At 74.2% G+C, this 16,042-nt stretch carries 14 protein-coding genes; 5 read left to right on the top strand and 9 right to left on the bottom strand.

All coding sequences use genetic code 11. The annotated features are described in order from the left end of the window. Positions 1–51 precede the first annotated feature (51 nt). Positions 52–453, top strand: a complete 402-nt coding sequence (locus MicB006_RS17985) for an RDD family protein (protein ID WP_073831455.1) — start codon at positions 52–54, stop codon at positions 451–453. A 60-nt stretch (positions 454–513) separates the two neighbouring features. On the opposite strand, the gene MicB006_RS17980 is transcribed toward MicB006_RS17985, so the two are convergent. Beyond that, positions 514–1,203, bottom strand: coding sequence for a DUF4191 domain-containing protein (locus MicB006_RS17980; RefSeq protein ID WP_073831456.1), 690 nt, complete (start codon positions 1,201–1,203; stop codon positions 514–516). 215 nt (positions 1,204–1,418) lie between these two features. Here MicB006_RS17980 and MicB006_RS32035 point away from each other — a divergent pair, with 215 nt between their 5' ends. Together MicB006_RS32035 and MicB006_RS17975 are read left to right on the top strand one after the other, a co-directional pair. Further along, positions 1,419–1,589 carry a hypothetical protein gene (locus MicB006_RS32035; protein ID WP_174537813.1) on the top strand — a complete coding sequence of 57 codons (171 nt, stop codon included), beginning with the start codon at positions 1,419–1,421 and terminating at the stop codon, positions 1,587–1,589. Further along, entirely contained in the window at positions 1,586–4,735 is a 3,150-nt protein-coding gene (locus MicB006_RS17975; RefSeq protein ID WP_225980406.1) for a helix-turn-helix transcriptional regulator, read from the top strand. Before MicB006_RS32035 ends, MicB006_RS17975 begins: the two co-directional genes overlap by 4 nt. Before the next feature lie 103 nt (positions 4,736–4,838). Here the strand turns inward: MicB006_RS17975 and MicB006_RS17970 are convergent, their stop codons facing one another. Together MicB006_RS17970 and lipA are read right to left on the bottom strand one after the other, a co-directional pair. After that, positions 4,839–6,653 (bottom strand): DUF423 domain-containing protein, encoded by a 1,815-nt coding sequence (locus MicB006_RS17970; protein WP_225980405.1) that lies wholly within the window; start codon positions 6,651–6,653, stop codon positions 4,839–4,841. Positions 6,654–6,713: 60 nt separating this feature from the next. Then, positions 6,714–7,760 (bottom strand): lipoyl synthase, encoded by a 1,047-nt coding sequence (gene lipA, locus MicB006_RS17965; protein WP_174536825.1) that lies wholly within the window; start codon positions 7,758–7,760, stop codon positions 6,714–6,716. A gap of 357 nt (positions 7,761–8,117) precedes the next feature. Here lipA and aspS point away from each other — a divergent pair, with 357 nt between their 5' ends. Beyond that, entirely contained in the window at positions 8,118–9,404 is a 1,287-nt protein-coding gene (gene aspS / locus MicB006_RS17960) for an aspartate--tRNA(Asn) ligase (protein WP_116507649.1), read from the top strand. 547 nt (positions 9,405–9,951) lie between these two features. Here aspS and MicB006_RS17955 read toward each other — a convergent pair. The 3 genes from MicB006_RS17955 to MicB006_RS17945 all read right to left on the bottom strand — a co-directional run bounded on the left by MicB006_RS17955 (position 9,952) and on the right by MicB006_RS17945 (position 12,873). Further along, positions 9,952–10,344, bottom strand: a complete 393-nt coding sequence (locus MicB006_RS17955) for a VOC family protein (protein WP_116507647.1) — start codon at positions 10,342–10,344, stop codon at positions 9,952–9,954. Between the two features lie 5 nt (positions 10,345–10,349). Next, positions 10,350–10,991, bottom strand: a complete 642-nt coding sequence (gene lipB, locus MicB006_RS17950) for a lipoyl(octanoyl) transferase LipB (protein WP_116507645.1) — start codon at positions 10,989–10,991, stop codon at positions 10,350–10,352. 70 nt (positions 10,992–11,061) lie between these two features. Beyond that, the gene (locus MicB006_RS17945; RefSeq protein ID WP_116507643.1) at positions 11,062–12,873 is read right to left on the bottom strand and encodes a DUF2079 domain-containing protein; all 1,812 of its coding nucleotides are present in this window, start codon (positions 12,871–12,873) and stop codon (positions 11,062–11,064) included. 173 nt (positions 12,874–13,046) lie between these two features. Between MicB006_RS17945 and MicB006_RS17940 the strand changes: the two genes are divergently transcribed. After that, positions 13,047–14,282, top strand: coding sequence for a PHB depolymerase family esterase (locus tag MicB006_RS17940; protein WP_116507641.1), 1,236 nt, complete (start codon positions 13,047–13,049; stop codon positions 14,280–14,282). 28 nt (positions 14,283–14,310) lie between these two features. Here MicB006_RS17940 and MicB006_RS17935 read toward each other — a convergent pair whose 3' ends face one another. From MicB006_RS17935 to MicB006_RS17925, 3 genes are all read right to left on the bottom strand, one after another. Next, positions 14,311–15,210 carry a TIGR01777 family oxidoreductase gene (locus tag MicB006_RS17935; RefSeq protein WP_116507639.1) on the bottom strand — a complete coding sequence of 300 codons (900 nt, stop codon included), beginning with the start codon at positions 15,208–15,210 and terminating at the stop codon, positions 14,311–14,313. 91 nt (positions 15,211–15,301) lie between these two features. Beyond that, positions 15,302–15,724 carry a type II toxin-antitoxin system VapC family toxin gene (locus MicB006_RS17930; RefSeq protein ID WP_116507637.1) on the bottom strand — a complete coding sequence of 141 codons (423 nt, stop codon included), beginning with the start codon at positions 15,722–15,724 and terminating at the stop codon, positions 15,302–15,304. Beyond that, positions 15,714–15,983 carry a type II toxin-antitoxin system Phd/YefM family antitoxin gene (locus MicB006_RS17925; RefSeq protein WP_116507635.1) on the bottom strand — a complete coding sequence of 90 codons (270 nt, stop codon included), beginning with the start codon at positions 15,981–15,983 and terminating at the stop codon, positions 15,714–15,716. Before MicB006_RS17925 ends, MicB006_RS17930 begins: the two co-directional genes overlap by 11 nt. Between the last annotated feature and the right edge of the window lie 59 nt (positions 15,984–16,042).

Below are 16,042 nucleotides of genomic sequence, written 5' to 3'. Positions count from 1 at the left end.
CGGAATGTCGGAATTTTCGTTGACGGTCTCGGCGGCGCTACCCTGGCCGCTGTGACCGATACCGCCGCCACACCGGTGCCGCCCGCCACCGACCCCGCTTTCACCCCGCCCAGCCTCGGCCGCCGATTCGGCGCCCTGATCATCGACTGGGTGCTGTGCCTGATGGTCGCCCGGGCCTTCTCCGACCCGGTCCGCGACGGCTGGCCGCCGGTCCTGGTGCTGATCCTGGAGTACGGCTTCTTCATCGGCCTGTTCGCCCAGACCCCCGGCATGTACCTGACCCGGCTGCGCTGCGTCGCCTGGGCCGACGGCGGCCGGATCGGGCTGCTCCGCGGGCTGCTGCGCGGATTCCTGCTGGCCCTCGTCGTGCCGGCCCTGCTCATGGACGAGCACCGGCGCGGCCTGCACGACCGGCTCGCCGGCTCCGTCGTCACCGACGCGCCGCGCCGCTGACCCGCACGAGAAAGGAGCCGGCCCCGCACGGGACCGGCTCCTTCTCGCGTACGCCGGAGGTCAGCGACCCCGGGTCTGCCGGAACGCGCCGCGCGGCGGCCGCATGTTCTTCGGGACCGCGCCCTTGGGCATCTGCGGCCGTGCCGTCAGCGCCTTGAGCCGCTTGTCGAGGGCGTTGACGTCCTTCGGGGACAGGGCGCGGGGCAGCCGCATCAGCGTCATCCGCAGCTTGCGGACCGGCAGCTCACCCTCGCCCTGCCCGATCACGTAGTCGTGCAGCGGAGCCGTGCCGATCACCTTCGCCAGCCGGCGCTTCTCCTGGCCGAGCAGGCCACGCACGCGCTGCGGGTGCCCCTCGGCCAGCAGGATCACGCCCTGCCGGCCCACCACCAGGTGCACCATGTCCATCTGGGTGGTGGAGCTGACCGCCGGGGTGACCCGCCAGTCGCCGCGCATGCTCTCCATGATCTGCGCCGCCGCGCCCGGCTGCCCCTCGGCGGCGTTCATCATCGCCTTGTTCGAGCGCAGGTTGAGCACGATCAGCACGGCCAGCAGGGCGAGCAGGATGCCGATCGGCAGCCAGATCCAGCCCCAGGCGATCACCGCGACCACGGTGAGCGCGAGCGGGATCAGCACCGCCGCCGCCGTCAGCGGCGCGAACCACTTGTCCTGCTTGGCGGTGAACCGGAACACCATCCCGATCTGCTTCAGCCGCTGGCCGAACGAGACCTTCTCCTGGGGCTTTGCCATGCCGCAGAGTCTAGTGGTCGGCGCACGTCACGTTGATCCGTGGCCGCCCCTTCCGGCGCGGGCTGAGTACCTTACGGTCGCGCCGGCCCCGGCCGGCCCTCAGGTAAGGAGGCGGCGGGGGGAAAGATCAGGCTGCGTACCCATGCGTCGGGGGCACCTTCGCGCGAAAAGTGGATCTCGACAGGGACGACAGACGCACGACAGGGAGATCCGACATGTTCGGCAACGACGCGGAGTTCATCCTCAGCATCCACCGCAGCCACGCCTCCGAACTGCAGGCCGACGCGGCACAGGACCGGCTGGCCCGGTCGCTGCCCCGCCGGCACCCGCGCGGCTGGCTGAGCCGCCGGCAGCACCACGCCCGCACCACCGACGCCCGCCGGTGACCGCACCGGCGGCCGTCGCCGGTCCGGCTGTCACCGGGTTCGTGGGCGCGGCCGGTGCCGTAGGGAAACTCGCCGGTCCGACCGTCACCGGGTTCGTGGGCGCGGCCGGTGCCGTAGGGAAACTCGCCGGTCCGGCCGTCACGGGGGCGGCCGGGCCGGCGGCCGTGCGCCGCCCGATCGGCCGGGCCGGGCCGTCGGGGGGCCGTGGCATGCTCGACGGCGTGACAGTACGCGCCGCCAGCACCGTCCTCGTCGGCCGTCGGCCCGAGCTGACAGTGCTCGGCGACGCGCTCGCCCGGGCCCGGTCCGGCGACCCGACAACGGTGCTCGTCGGCGGCGAGGCCGGGGTCGGCAAGACCCGGCTGCTGGAGGAGTTCGGCACGCACGTCCACACCGCCGGGGCGCGGCTGCTGGTCGGCCAGTGCCTGGAGCTGGGCGAGGCCGGCCTGCCGTTCGCCCCGTTCGCGGCCGCGCTGCGCGACGTGCTGCGCCACGACGGGCCGGCCGCCTTCGCCGGCTACGAGGCGGAGTTCGCCCGGCTGCTGCCGGAGCTGGCCCGGATGCCCGCCGCGGCCGCCGCGCCCGCCGGGCCGGCCCTCGCCGACACCCCGCGCGGCTACCTGTTCGACCTGGTCGCCGACCTGTTCCGGCGGCTCGCCGAGGAACGCCCGCTGGTGCTGGTGATCGAGGACCTGCACTGGGCCGACCGCTCCACCCGCGACCTGATCGGCTTCCTGGTGCGGGCCGCCCGCGCCACCCGCCTGCTGGTGGTCTGCACGTACCGCACCGACGAACTGCACCGCGGGCACCCGCTGCGGCCGTTCCTCGCCGAGCTCGACCGGGTCCGCGGCGTCGACCGGATCGAACTGGGCCGCCTCGACCGCGACGGCACCGCCGCCGTGCTCGCCGACCTCCTCGGCATCGAGCAGTACGCCCGGACCGTCGACGACGTGCACGAACGCACCCAGGGCAACCCGTTCTTCATCGAGGAGCTGGCCGCCGCCGGTGGCCCGGTCGGCTGCGCCGCCATCCCGGAGACGCTGCGCGACCTGCTGCTGGCCCGCGTCGACCGGCTGCCCGAGCCGGCCCAGCGGGTGCTGCGGATCGCCGCCGCCGGAGGCACCCGCTTCGCCCACCAGCTGCTCGCCGAGGTGGCCGGTCTGCCCGAGGCCGAGCTGGAGGACGCGCTGCGCGCCGCCGTCGCCGGGCAGCTCGTGGTGGCCGACCCGGACGGCGACTACGAGTTCCGGCACGCGCTGGTCCGCGAGGCCGTGCACGACGACCTGCTGCCCGGCGAGCACGCGCGGCTGCACGCCCGGTACGCCGCCGCGATCGAGGCCCAACCCCACCTGGTCGCCGCCGGTCGCGCCCCGGCCGAGATCGCCCACCACTGGTACGCGGCGCACGACCACCCGCGCGCGCTCACCGCCGCCCGGCTCGCCGCCGAGGCGGCCGCCGACCGGTACGCGTACGCCGAGCAGAGCCGGCTGCTGGAGCGCGTCCTCGAACTGTGGGAGCAGGTGCCCGACGCCGCCGACCGGCTCGAAATGGACCACCTGCGGGTGCTGGAGGAGACGCTCACCGCGGCGGTCACCGCCGGTGACCTCAGCCGCGCGCTCACGCTCACCCGGGCCGCGCTGGCCGAGGTCGACCCCGACGCCGAACCGCTGCGCGCCGCCCGCCTGCTCGACCACCGGGGCCGGCTGTTCGCGCTGCTCGGCAAGAGCGACGGCGCGGCCGAGCTGCGCGAGGCGTACCGGCTGGCGGCCGGCGCCCCCGACGGCGCGGAACGGTTCGCCGTGCTGGCCGACATCGCGTCGCACCTGATGAAGGTCGACCCGCGCGAGGCCGCCTCGGTCGCCGCCGAGGCGGCGGCCGGCGCGTCCGAGGTCGGCACCGACCTGGTGCTGCTGCCCACCCGGATCGCCCTGCTGCACCGCCTCGACGGCACCCCGGAGCGCGGGCTGGCCGAGCTGCGCCGGGTCGAGGCGCGGGCCCGCGCCGCAGGTGACTCGTGGGCCCTGGTCAGCGCGCTGGTCTTCCTCTCCGACGTGCTCTACGAGCTGGGCCGCTACGACGAGTCCGAACAGGCAGCCGCCGCCGGGGTGACCGAGGCGCGCCGGGTCGGCATCAGCCGCTCGATCGGGGCGTACCTGCTGTCGAACCGGGCCGAGGCGCTGATCGCGCTGGGCCGCTGGGACGAGGCGGACAGCACCTGCGCCGAGGCGGCCCGCATCGACCCGCCCGGCGTCTCCGGGCTGCACTGGCTGCAACTGCGCGCCGGGCTCCACCTGGCCCGCGCCCATCCCGCCGCCGACGAGGTCGTCGGGCGGGCGCTGGCGTTCCTCAGCCGCCCCTACCTGTGGCCGAACCACCGGCTGCCGCTGCACGAGCTGCGCGTCGAGGCCGCGCTCGCCGCTGACGACAAGCTGGAAGCGGTACGCGCGGCGCGCGCCGCCCTGGCCGACCCGCACCTGGCCGACCTGCCGCGCGAGGGCTGGCCGGTGCTCAGCGCGGTGGCGCGTACCGCCGCGCTGACCGGTGACGCGACGCTCGCCGCCGACGTGTCCACGACGGCCGCCGCGCTGCCCGCCCGGCACCCGGCCGAGCAGGCGTACGCGGCCGACGTCGCCGCCGTCCTGGCCGGGCTCGCGTCCACCGGCCCCGCCGGGGCGCTCGCGCAGTGGCGGGCGGCGGTGGCGGCGTGGCGGACGGCCGGACAGCCGTACCCGCTGGGCCGGGCGCTGCTCGGGCTGGCCGAGGCGGCCGCGGCGGCGGGCGAGCGGGACGAGGTGGCCGCCGCGGTGCGGGAGACCGTCGAGGTGGCCGCCCGGCTGGGCGCGACCCCGCTGGGCGAGCAGGCGGCGACGCTGGCCCGCCGGGTCGGGCTGCGCGGCACCGGGCGACCCGGGCCGGACCTGCTGACCAGCCGGGAACGGGAGGTGCTGCGCCTGGTCGCCGAGGGGCACAGCAACAGCCGCATCGCCGAGCGGCTGTTCATCTCGCCGAAGACGGCGAGCGTGCACGTGTCCCGGATCATCGCCAAGCTCGACGTGACCAACCGGGTGGAGGCAGCCGCGCTGGCCCACCGCCTCGGCCTGCTCGACGTGCCGCCACCCGCCCCGGCGCAGCGCCGCACCCGGTAGCGCGCCGCGTCGACCCGCGCCGTTGTCGGCCCGCGCCGTGTCGGTGAGCGTCAGGCCGCGCTGTGTCGGGCGATCGTGGGCCGGTGACCGCTTCGGGTCTGTGTCAGCGGCGTGGCAGGTAGATCCGCCAGCCGGCGACGGTGACGACGTCGAGCGCGCCCGCTTCGGGGCCGAGGCGCGCGTCCAGCCGGGCGGCCAGCGGCGAGCCGGCGAGCGCCACCCAGGCGGCGTCCGGGTCGGCGGCCACCTCCCGACGGTACTTAGGCAGCCGGTCGAATCCGGGGCGCAGGTCGTCCTCGACCGCGGCGCAGAGCACGTTCTCGCCGGTGGCGTAGGTGAGCCGGTTGCACGTCCAGTAGCCGCCGCGCACGTGCCGGACGCCGAGCGCGCCGAGCGTGTCCACGAGCGAGCGGTGCCGGTCCGCCTCGGCGTGCACGGCGGGAGCCGCCCGGATCACCTCCGCTGTGGCCGCCGCGCCGGTCCCGAGCACACCCGCGAGCACCGCCAGCGCCCCGACACCCGCCACCCGGGCTCGCGCCCCGGCCGCTCTCGCCCCGGCCGTCCGCTCGCCGATCGCCTTGATCGACTCCACCTCGGGGAGATAGCGGTATCCACCCTCCTCCGATGCCGCCACCTCGGCGAGCTGGCGCTCGACGGGCCGGTCCGATGCCGCCACGTCGGCGATCTGGCGTTCGGCGGGCCGGTCCGATGCCGCCACCTCGGCGAGCTGGCGCCGCCACGCGAGCGGGCGGGCGGCGAGTGGGCGGGCGGCCTGCCACAGTGGCCAGAGCAGGGCGGGCACGGCGACCGCCAGGCACGACAGGTATCGGCTGCTCTCGATCGGTGTCCGCCCGGCCGCGTTGCTCACCGCGTACGCGGCGAGGACACCGGCCGCGCCGCCGAGCAGCGCCAGCCGCACCCCGGCCGACACCCGCTCCGCCGAGCGCGGACCGCCCGAGGCGCGGCGCAGGGTGTGCCACGCGGTGAGCGCGGCGAGCGCCAGCAGCACCGGGAACGCGACAGCCCACCAGAGCTGCCAGGTGGCGCACCGGCCGGGCGAGCAGAAGCCCATCGCCAGCGGCGGCCCGAGCACCAGCCCGCCGTGCAGCCGGTCCGCCCAGTCCGCGGCAGTGCCCGTGCCACCGGCGGCCAGCACCGCGGCCACCGGGTTGCGGCCGTGCCGGAGGCTGTCCACGACCATCGGCGCCGCGCCCAGCAGCAGCGCCCCGGCCAGCACGACCCCGGCCCGTCCGGCCAGTTCCCGCCACCGCCACGCCACGAGCAGCGTGCCGAGCGTCAGCACGTACGGCAGGATCAGCGGGTCCACCCAGAGCAGCACCCCGGCGATCAGCCCCCAGGCCGCCCAGCGGGGCCACCGCGCGCCCGGTCCGGTCACGCAGAGCCCGACGGTGAGCAGCGCCAGCGCGGCGCCGGCCGGGTTCAGCTCGGGATAGCCGCCACCGGCGATCAACTGGTTCTTCACCACCCGGTCCGCGCCGAGCGCCAGCACGGCGACGACCAGTAGGGCGTACCAGCGGTCACCGCCGAGCCGCCGCGTCAGCCGCCAGGACAGCAGCAGGAACAACGCGTACAGCGCCAGCGTGGGCAGCCGCAGCACGAGCACCGACGGCCCGGCCAGCGCGACGAGTGGCGCGGCCAGGTACGCCTCCAGCGTGCCCATGTACGCCTGGCCGTAGAACCAGACCGGGAAGCCGTCACCGCGGGCGATGTGCAGGGCGGCCAGCCCCATCGTCGCCTCGTCGCTGTTCGTGGGCGGCACGTCGGCGAACAGCAGCGCCAGCCGGTAGCCCACAGCGGCGAACCCGACGAGCACCGCGAGCAGCGTCGGCAACGGCAGCCGCCGGGGCGTACGAGGGCGCACGGCTTCGCGTGGCTCCTCGCGTACCCCGGCGGTCATGCCTGTGATCATGGCATCCGGCGGGCGGCCGACGGACGGTGACGCGGTCGACAGCCGGCCTCAGCCGGCGGCGACGACCTCCTGGCGGGCGGCGAGCGCCTGCTGGTAGAGGCGGCCCGCGCGGTACGACGAGCGGACCAGCGGACCGCTCATCACGCCCGCGAAGCCGATCTCCTCGGCCTCCTCGCGCAGCTCGACGAACTCCTCCGGCTTGACCCAGCGGGTCACCGGGTGGTGCCGGGGGGAGGGGCGCAGGTACTGCGTGATGGTGATCAGCTCGCAGCCGGCCTCGTGCAGGTCGCGAAGCGCCTGGGAGACCTCGGCGCGCTCCTCGCCCATGCCCAGGATCAGGTTGCTCTTGGTGACCAGGCCGTCGGCGCGGGCCTGGCGGATCACGTCGAGCGAACGCTCGTAGCGGAACGCCGGGCGGATCCGCTTGAAGATGCGCGGCACCGTCTCCACGTTGTGGGCCAGCACCTCCGGCCGCGAGCCGAACACCTCGGCGAGCTGCTCCGGCACCGCGTTGAAGTCGGGGATCAGCAGCTCGACACCGCAGCCGGACTGCAGCGCGTGGATCTGCCGGACCGTCTCGGCGTAGAGCCAGGCGCCACCGTCGGGCAGGTCGTCGCGGGCGACGCCGGTGATGGTCGCGTAGCGCAGACCCATCGCGGCGACCGACTCGGCGACGCGCCGCGGCTCGTCGGCGTCGAACTCGGCCGGCTTTCCGGTGTCGATCTGACAGAAGTCGCAGCGCCGGGTGCACTGGTCGCCACCGATGAGGAAGGTGGCCTCCCGGTCCTCCCAGCACTCGTAGATGTTGGGGCAGCCGGCCTCCTGGCACACGGTGTGCAGCCCTTCGCGCGAGACGAGCCCGCGCAACTGGGTGTACTCCGGGCCCATCTTGGCCTTGACCTTGATCCACGGCGGCTTGCGCTCGATCGGCGTCTCGGCGTTGCGTGCCTCGATCCGCAGCATGCGCCGCCCCTCCGGGGCGACCGTCGCGGGGCGCGCGGGCTGCTCAGTCGTCGGCGCGGATTGCTCGATCGTCACAAAACCGAGCGTACGCCGGTCGGCGCCGGTCGATGAACGGCGGGCGACCGCCGTCACCCCGGAATCGCTGTGACACCGGACACCAAGGGCCAAAAATCCCGGTCACACCGCGAGGCGTCCGGTGCTAGCGTGCCGGGCAGAGCTGTGACGGAGCCGAGTAACGGACCGATCCGCCAGTCGAGAGAGCCGCCGGTTGCTGCGAGGCGGTCTGGCGCCGGGCCGCGAAGACCCTCCCGAGCTGCGGGAAGAACGGCGTCTCGGCGCCCAGTAGAGCCCGCCCGGCCGGCCCCGGTGAAAAGGCGACGAACGAGGCTCCCGCCCAGGCGGGGGCGAAGGTGTGGTGGCACCGCGAGGTTCCCGCTCGCCCACACCTCCCTGGGGATCGCGTTGCGATTGGTCAAGGAGGTAGTCGTCGTGCAACGCATCCTGTCCTCCCAACTCCCCGCCCAGGTGGGCTCGACCGTGCGACTCGCCGGCTGGGTCCACCGCCGCCGGCTGCTCAAGTCGGTGGCCTTCCTGGTCCTCCGCGACGGCGGCGGGCTCGCCCAGGTGGTGGTCGCCGCGCCCGCCGTGCGCGCGCAGGTCGAGGCGCTCACCGAGGAGACGGTCGTCGAGGTGGTCGGCACCGTGGTCGCGAACCCGGCCGCGCCCGCCGGGGTCGAGGTCGTCGAGCCGACGGTACGTCCGCTCGGGCCACCCGCCGTCCCGCCGCCGTTCGACCTGTACCGGCCGGTGCTCACCGCCGGCCTGTCCACCCAGCTCGACCACGCGCCGGTCGCGTTGCGGCACCCCATCCGGTCCGCCGCGCTGCGGATCTCGGCGGCGGCCGTGTCCGGCTTCCGGGCCACGCTCGACGGGCAGGGCTTCGTGGAGGTGCACACGCCGAAGGTGGTCGCCTCGTCCACCGAGAGCGGGGCGAACGTGTTCGCGCTGGACTGGTTCGGCCGTCCCGCCTACCTGGCCCAGTCGCCGCAGTTCTACAAGCAGCTCATGGTGGGCGTCTTCGAGCGGGTGTACGAGGTCGGGCCGGTGTTCCGCGCCGAGCCGCACGACACCGCGCGGCACCTGGCCCAGTACACGTCGCTCGACGTCGAGCTGGGGTTCGTGGCCGACCACCGGGACGTGATGGCGGTGCTGCGGGACACGCTGGCCGGGATGGTGGCGACAGTCGCCGACCGGGCCGGCGGGGCGCTGGCCACGCTCGGCGTGACGGTGCCGGAGGTGCCGGCCGAGATCCCGGCGGTGCACTTCACCGAGGCGCTGAAGATCGCCGGTGCGCCGGCCGACGAGCCCGACCTGGCGCCGGCGCACGAGCGGGCGCTGGGGGAGTGGGCGCTCCGCGAGCACGGCAGCGACTTCCTCTTCGTCACCGGCTACCCGATGGCGAAGCGCCCCTTCTACACGCATCCGGACCCGGCGCGGCCCGCGTACTCGAACGGTTTCGACCTGCTGTTCCGCGGCGTGGAGCTGGTCACCGGCGGGCAGCGGCTGCACCGGCACGCCGACTACCTGGCCGCGCTGGCGGCGCGGGGCGAGCCGGTCGAGCCGTACGCCGGGTACGTGGACGCGTTCCGGCACGGCATGCCGCCGCACGGCGGGTTCGCGATCGGGCTGGAGCGGTTCGTCGCGCGGCTGACGGGTGCGGCGAACGTCCGGGAGGTGACCGCCTTCCCGCGCGACCTGCACCGCCTCACGCCCTGACGGCTGCGGCCGGTGGGCGTGCTCCGTGCCGGTCGGCGGCCCGTGCTCGTCGGTGTCTCGCCGGTGCCTCGCCGGTGCCTCGGCCTGCTGAGGCTGACCACCGAGAGTGAGGAGAGGCTGCGCCGCACTGGGGTGACGCTGTGTGATGGCGTGTTCGGGCTCGCGGGGGTGTCCTCGTCGCTGACAGGGTGCCCTGAGCAGGGTTTATGGCGAACGGTCTCCGGGAGGGAGGGATGAGTGTCTGCGCCCTTTGCTCTGCAGCCACCGACGCAGCGATCGACCAGGAGTTACCGCCGCGTGGGCGGCTGCAGAGCAAAGTCCGCCGGAGGGTGTCAGCCTCGGGCGCTGGACTGTCACTCACGGTGACCGGCTGGCGGTCCCGGGTGCGGGGCGATCCGGACCCGTCGGCCACCGCGCGTCGAGCGGATGCGCGGTGACCGAGGGCGGGAGCACAGCCGAGGGAGGGCGGGGCCACGGCGAGCGCGGGACCACGTGGGCGGGCCGCGGAAGGCGGGCGGCGCGGCGGGGCGGGGCGGGGCGAGGACGGTCAGGCCGGGCCGAGCAGGTCCCAGAGGTTGCCGGCGATGTCGCGGAAGACCGCGACCCGGCCGTACGGCTCGGTGCGGGGCGGCCGGACGAACTCGACGTCCGCGTCGAGCATCCGGCTGTAGGCCGCGTCGAAGTCGTCGACCTGGAGGAAGAAGCCCACCCGGCCGTGGGTCTGGTCGCCGACCGCGCCGGCCTGGTGCTCGCCGTCGGCGCGGGCCAGCAGCAGGCCGGTGCCGCCGCCCGGTGGGCGTACCACCACCCAGCGCTTGGGCCGGCCGTCGTTGGTCAGGGACGGCTTGTCCTCGGCCAGCTCGAAGCCGAGCACCTCGGTGAAGAACGTGATCGCCGGGTCGTACTCGGTGACGACGAGCGTGACCAGGTCGAGCCGCACCGGGCTCAGACCCGCGTCAGCGTCGGCAGGTGCCGCTCGACCACGGGCAGCACGTCGGCGACTGAAATCGGCCGGCCCAGCTCGGCGGTCAGCGAGGTGACCCCGGCGTCGCGGATGCCGCACGGCACGATCCGGTCGAAGAAGCCCAGGTCGCAGTCGCAGTTGACGGAGAAGCCGTGCAGCGTGACGCCGCGGGCCACCCGGATGCCGATGGCGGCAACCTTGCGGGCCGGGCCCCTGTCGTCCTCCGGCACCCACACGCCGGAACGCCCCTCGACCCGGCCGGCGGCCAGCCCGAACTCGGAGCACACGTCGATCAGCAGCTGCTCGGTGCGGCGGACGTACGCGACCACGTCGACCGGGTCGGGCAGCCGGACGATCGGGTAGCCGACGAGCTGCCCCGGACCGTGCCAGGTGATCTTCCCGCCGCGATCCACGTCCACCACCGGGGTGCCGTCCATCGGCCGGTCCCACGGTTCGGTGCGCTTGCCGGCGGTGTAGACGCTGGGGTGCTCCAGCAGCAGCACCGTGTCGCCCTGCTCGCCGGCCACCACCGCCTCGTGCAGCCGGCGCTGCTCGTCCCAGGCGGCCTGGTAGTCGAGCAGGCCGGCGCGGACGGCGGTCAGCCCGGAAGTCGTCACGCTCACCCGTCCAGCCTAGTCCCGCCGTACGGGAACCGGACCCGTGAGCCTCGTCGCCATCGGGCCGAGGCAGCGGTCAGTCCGGCACCCGCCACAGCCAGACGTCCTCCACCCGCTCCGGGGGGCCGAGCAGCGCGGTGGCGGTGCGCCGCAGCGCATCCTCGTCGACGTCGTACTTGGCGCCGTGCACCCGGTCCGGCAGCACCACCGCCCGCACGCCCCAGTGGCGCAGGTCCGCCCGGGACTCGCGGATGCTGCCGTCGGTGATGATCGGTACGAGGCCGGTCCGGCCGGCCTGGTCCATCAGCGAGTCGAAGGTGCGCGGCACCGGCCCGATCCGGCCCCGGCCCTCCGGCCCGCCCGGGCCGAGGAAGAACCCGGCCGGGATGCGGAACTCACCCTGCCGGTGGGCCAGCGCGTACGCCTGCCAGCGCTGCCCGTCCGGATACACGTCGACGGTCAGCGGCAGCGGGGTCAGCACCCCGTCGGGCGGGACGTAGCGCTGCCAGGCGCCACTGGTGATGAACTGCGGAATCGGCTCGCGGACGCTGGTGAGCAGCGGGGTGGGCACCAGCGGCAGCAGCGCGACCACGAACCCGAGCGCCCAGGCCACGCCGGTGGCGCGGTGCCGGGGCGGCCGGGCGCGCAGCGCGTCGATCGCGTACGCCAGCAGCAGGCCGATCACCGGCGCGACGACGAGCGCCAGCCGCGACGGCAACGCCGCGTTGATCACCGGCAGGTTGTCCAGCACCCCGAACGGCAGCATCTGGTCGAACCGGCGGCCGTTCCACTTCACGGTCGGCCCCCACGACAGCACCGCGAAGACCACCGCGGTCACCCCGAGCGCCGCGAGCGTGGCCCGGAACGCCCGGTCCGCGCGCCGCCACAGCAGCGCGAAGCAGACGGCCGCGAGCAGGAGCAGCGGTACGCCGAAGAACGAGTTCTCCTCCGTCGGGTTGGGCGCCAGCGAGGTGCCCCACCCGGCCCAGCCGGCGAGCGACCGGCGCGGGTACGACCCGTACGCGGCGATGTCCTCGGAGTGGATCAGCGGATCGAAGCCGGTGCCGTGGAACCGCTGCGGCCCGAGGAAATGCAGCCAGAGCGGGTACGCCAGCAGCGCCCCGGCGACCAGCGCTGTGACGCCCAGCCCGGCCGCCATCCGGGGCAGCGCGGCGCGTACCTCCGGCCACCGGGCCGGGTGCAGCGCCCAGACGGCGAGGAACACGCCGAGCGCCAGCGCGGTGAAGAACAGCCCTTCGGCGGCGATCGAGAACGCGGCCGCCACCAGCAGGCCGAGCACGATCCCGCCGGTGACCGCGCGACCGGGGCGGCGCAGCCGGAACACGCCCCAGATCAGCAGCGGCACCAGCCAGCCGGCGGTCCAGTTCAGGTGCGCGTTGGCGTGCGACACCATCGCCGGGCAGAAGGCGATGAACAGCGCCCCCACGCCGGCGGCCAGCCGGCTGCGCACCAGGTACCGGCTCAGCAGCCAGTACCAGGCCACCGCGGTGGCGGCGAGGTTGAGCGTGAGGATCACCAGGAACGTCGCGGGCGGCCCGATGAGGTACGTCAGCGGCGCGAAGACCGCCGCGTACACGGTGATCGACGTGTTCACCGCGAGGTTCACCCCGTCCGGGACGTTGATCAGCGTGGTGTACAGCGGGTTCTCCCCGTGGGTGAGCGCGTGCCCGCCGAACGCCAGCAGCCACTCGAACAACGCCTGATCACTGGAGTTGACGGTGATGGCGCGGCTGTTGGGGTCACGCCACATGCCGCTGGTGACCCAGAAGGCCAGGGCCAGCGCGGCGAGCGTCACCAGCAGGTCGGCCCGCCGGTCACGGACGCGGGTCGTCGACGGCCCGGTGGCCAGGAACGGGGAGGACGGCACGCAGCGGACGTTACCAACCTGACCTGGGCAGACCGCCCGGACACGAAACTCGCCCGCACACTTCGCCGGTCGTGAATGTGTGAGTGGCGGCCATTCCGGTGTGACGAAACACGGCCGTAACGTCGCGGCAACTCGGAAGTGACTCAGTTCACATTCCCCGATCGGGAGGTCCCGTGCCCCGCTCCTCATCCCTCATCGCCCGCGTCGCCGGAGCGGCGGCCGGGGTCGTGCTGGCCGCGGCCACCGCGCTGGTCGCCGCCCTCCCCGCCCAGGCCGCCTCGCTCACCCAGGTCACGGGCTTCGGCTCCAACCCCGGCAACCTGACCATGTACGCGTACCGCCCGGACGGCCTGCCGGCCGGCGCTCCCGCCGTGGTGCTGCTGCACGGGTGCGTGCAGAACGCCTCGACCTACGTCGCCAACTCCGGCTGGCAGAAGTACGCCGACCAGTGGAAGTTCACGCTCATCGCGCCGCAGCAGCCCAGCGGCAACAACGCCAACTCCTGCTTCAACTGGTTCGAGACCGGTGACACCGCCCGCGGTCAGGGCGAGGCGCTGTCGATCAAGCAGATGGTCGACTACGCCAAGACCAACTACGGCACCGCCGCCGCCCGCGTGTACGTCAGCGGCCTCTCCGCCGGTGGCGCGATGAGCGCGGCCATGCTCGCCGCCTACCCCGACGTCTTCGCCGCCGGCTCGATCATCGCCGGCATTCCGTACCGCTGCGCCACCAGCACCGTCACCGCGTTCAGCTGCATGAACCCGGGCGTGGACAAGACCCCGGCGCAGTGGGGCGACCTGGCCCGCGGCGCGTACGCCGGCTACACCGGCAACCGGCCCCGGGTGGCGATCTGGCACGGCACCAGCGACACCACGGTGGCGACCGCGAACGCCGTCGAGTCGCGGGACCAGTGGACGAACGTGCTGGGCGTGTCCACCACCCCGACCAGCACCTCCACGCTGCCGTCCGGCACGAGCCTGGAGGTCTACGGCAACGACCAGGTCCGCCTCTACCGGGTCTCCGGCATGGGCCACGGCACCCCCGTCGACCCGGGCACGGGCACGGACCAGTGCGGCACCGCCGGGGCGTACTTCCTGGACACCATCTGTTCGACGTACCGGGACGCGCTCTTCTTCGGCCTCGGTGGTGGCGGCGCCTCGCCGAGCCCGACCCCGACGGCGACCGCGTCGCCCACCCCCACCGCGTCGCCCTCGCCCACGACCTCGCCGACCAGCGCGCCGGTCTGCGTCACCGCCAGCAACTACGCGCACGTGGTGGCCGGGCGGGCCTACCAGTCCGGCGGGTACGCCTACGCGCTGGGCAGCGGGCAGCGGATGGGCCTCTACAACACGTTCTACACGAGCACGCTCAAGCAGACCGGGCCCGCGTACTGGGTGATCGGCTGCTGAACCGCAACGCCGCGCCGCCCTCGCGGGCTCACTCCGCGAGGGCGGCGCGCAGCGCGCCCGGCAGGTCCGGATGTGTCCAGGGGAAGCCGGACTTGTCGAGCACGCCCGGCAGCACCCGGGTGCTGGTGAGCGCCTCCTGCGAGAAGCCGCCGAGCACCACCTTCAGCGCCACCGCCGGGATCGGCATGATCGCGGGGCGGTGCAGCTGACGGGCGAGCTCCCGGGTGAACTCGGCGTTGGTGACCGGCGCCGGGCCGACCACGTTGACCGGGCCCGCCACGTCGTCGCGGTCCAGCAGGAACTTCGCCGCGTTCAACCAGTCCCGCATCGAGATCCACGGCAGCCACTGCCGCCCGCTGCCCAGCTTGCCGCCGACACCGAGCCGGAACGGCAGGAGTTGCGGCTTGAGCAGGCCGCCGTCGCGGTGCAGCGGCAGCCCGGTACGCAGCCGCACCACCCGTACGCCCGCGTCCTCGGCCGGCCGGGTCGCGGCCTCCCACACCCGGCAGACGTCGGCGAGGAAGCCCTCGCCGGCCGGCGCCTCCTCGGTGACCGCGCGGTCACCGGTGTTGCCGTACCAGCCGACCGCTGAGGAGTTCAGCAGCACCGCGGGCCGGTCGGCGGCGGGCAGACCCGCGATCGTGATGGCGAGCGTGGTCGTGCTGTCCACCCGGCTGGTCCGGATCAGCTTGCGGTACTCGTCGGTCCAGCGCTTGTCGCCCACCCCGGCGCCGGCCAGGTTCACCACGGCGTCCGCCTCGGCGACGCACTGCGGGTCCAGTTGCGCGGCGGACGGGTTCCACTGGCGTTCGGCGAGTGTGCGTGGTGGGCGGCGGACCAGACGGGTGACCTGGTGGCCGTCCGCGGTGAGACAGTCGACCAGTCGGGTGCCGAGGAAGCCGGACACGCCGGCCATGAGGATCCGCATACTCACATCTTCGAGTACGGAGCGCGATTCGGATGCGTTGAGCGAAATCACTCACTCGCCACGTCCGCCGCTTGCGCGCCGACGGCCGGCCTCAGCCGGTCGGCCTGCTGACCGGATGCACGGTGACCAGACCGTCGAGCCCGAGGAAGTCGCCCGGGTTCGTGGTGTAGAGAGGCAGCGCGTTGGCGTGTGCGACGGAAGCGATCATCAGGTCCGCCACCCGGCGGCGCGTTCCGCGTCCGGCGGCGAGCACCGCCGCCGAGACCAGGCCGAAGGCCCGCGCCGCCTCGGCGTCGAACGGAAGCGGCTCGAAGGTGGCCTCGACGTGTTGCAGGACGCTCATCCGGCGGGCGCGCTCGCGCGGATCGTCGGTGTGATGTGGACCGGCCGAAAGCTCGGCCAACGTGACCGCGCTGATGACCATCTCGTCGGGCAGTTCCGTCCCGTCGAGGCCACCCAGATGGATGACGATGTTGGTGTCGATCAGACCGCGGACGGGGAGGTCACCAGTCACGGCTGGGCAGATCCTGGTCGATCGCGGCGTCGAGGTCGGCCCGGAAGCGTGCCTCGTCCAGCCGGGGTGCGCTGGCGAAGGCCGCGAGAACCTCGGCTCGCGGCACGAAGGTGCGCCGCCGGATCGGGATCAACCGCCCGATCGGCGTGCCGTTGCGGGTGATGGTGAAGGACTCTCCGCGCTCCACTCCGCGCATGATGGCACCGGAGTCGTTGCGCAGCTCGCGTTGGGTGATCTCGCGATGAGCGTGCTCGGCCACACCGGCAGCCTACCGCCTGTGTGCTACGAAGTGCTACAGATCTGCGGTGTGGCGTGCCG

The sequence above is a fragment of the Micromonospora sp. B006 genome, from assembly GCF_003408515.1.
GTDB classification, from domain to species: Bacteria; Actinomycetota; Actinomycetes; order Mycobacteriales; family Micromonosporaceae; genus Micromonospora; species Micromonospora echinospora_A.
This window is presented reverse-complemented; position numbering and strand designations above follow the sequence as displayed.

Excerpts from the sequence above, each read along its gene's own strand:
- MicB006_RS17980 (WP_073831456.1), bottom strand. The coding sequence starts at position 1,203 with ATGGCAAAGCCCCAGGAGAAGGTCTCGTTCGGCCAGCGGCTGAAGCAG.
- MicB006_RS32035 (WP_174537813.1), top strand. The coding sequence starts at position 1,419 with ATGTTCGGCAACGACGCGGAGTTCATCCTCAGCATCCACCGCAGCCAC.
- MicB006_RS17970 (WP_225980405.1), bottom strand. The coding sequence starts at position 6,653 with ATGACCGCCGGGGTACGCGAGGAGCCACGCGAAGCCGTGCGCCCTCGT.
- MicB006_RS17935 (WP_116507639.1), bottom strand. The coding sequence starts at position 15,210 with ATGCGGATCCTCATGGCCGGCGTGTCCGGCTTCCTCGGCACCCGACTG.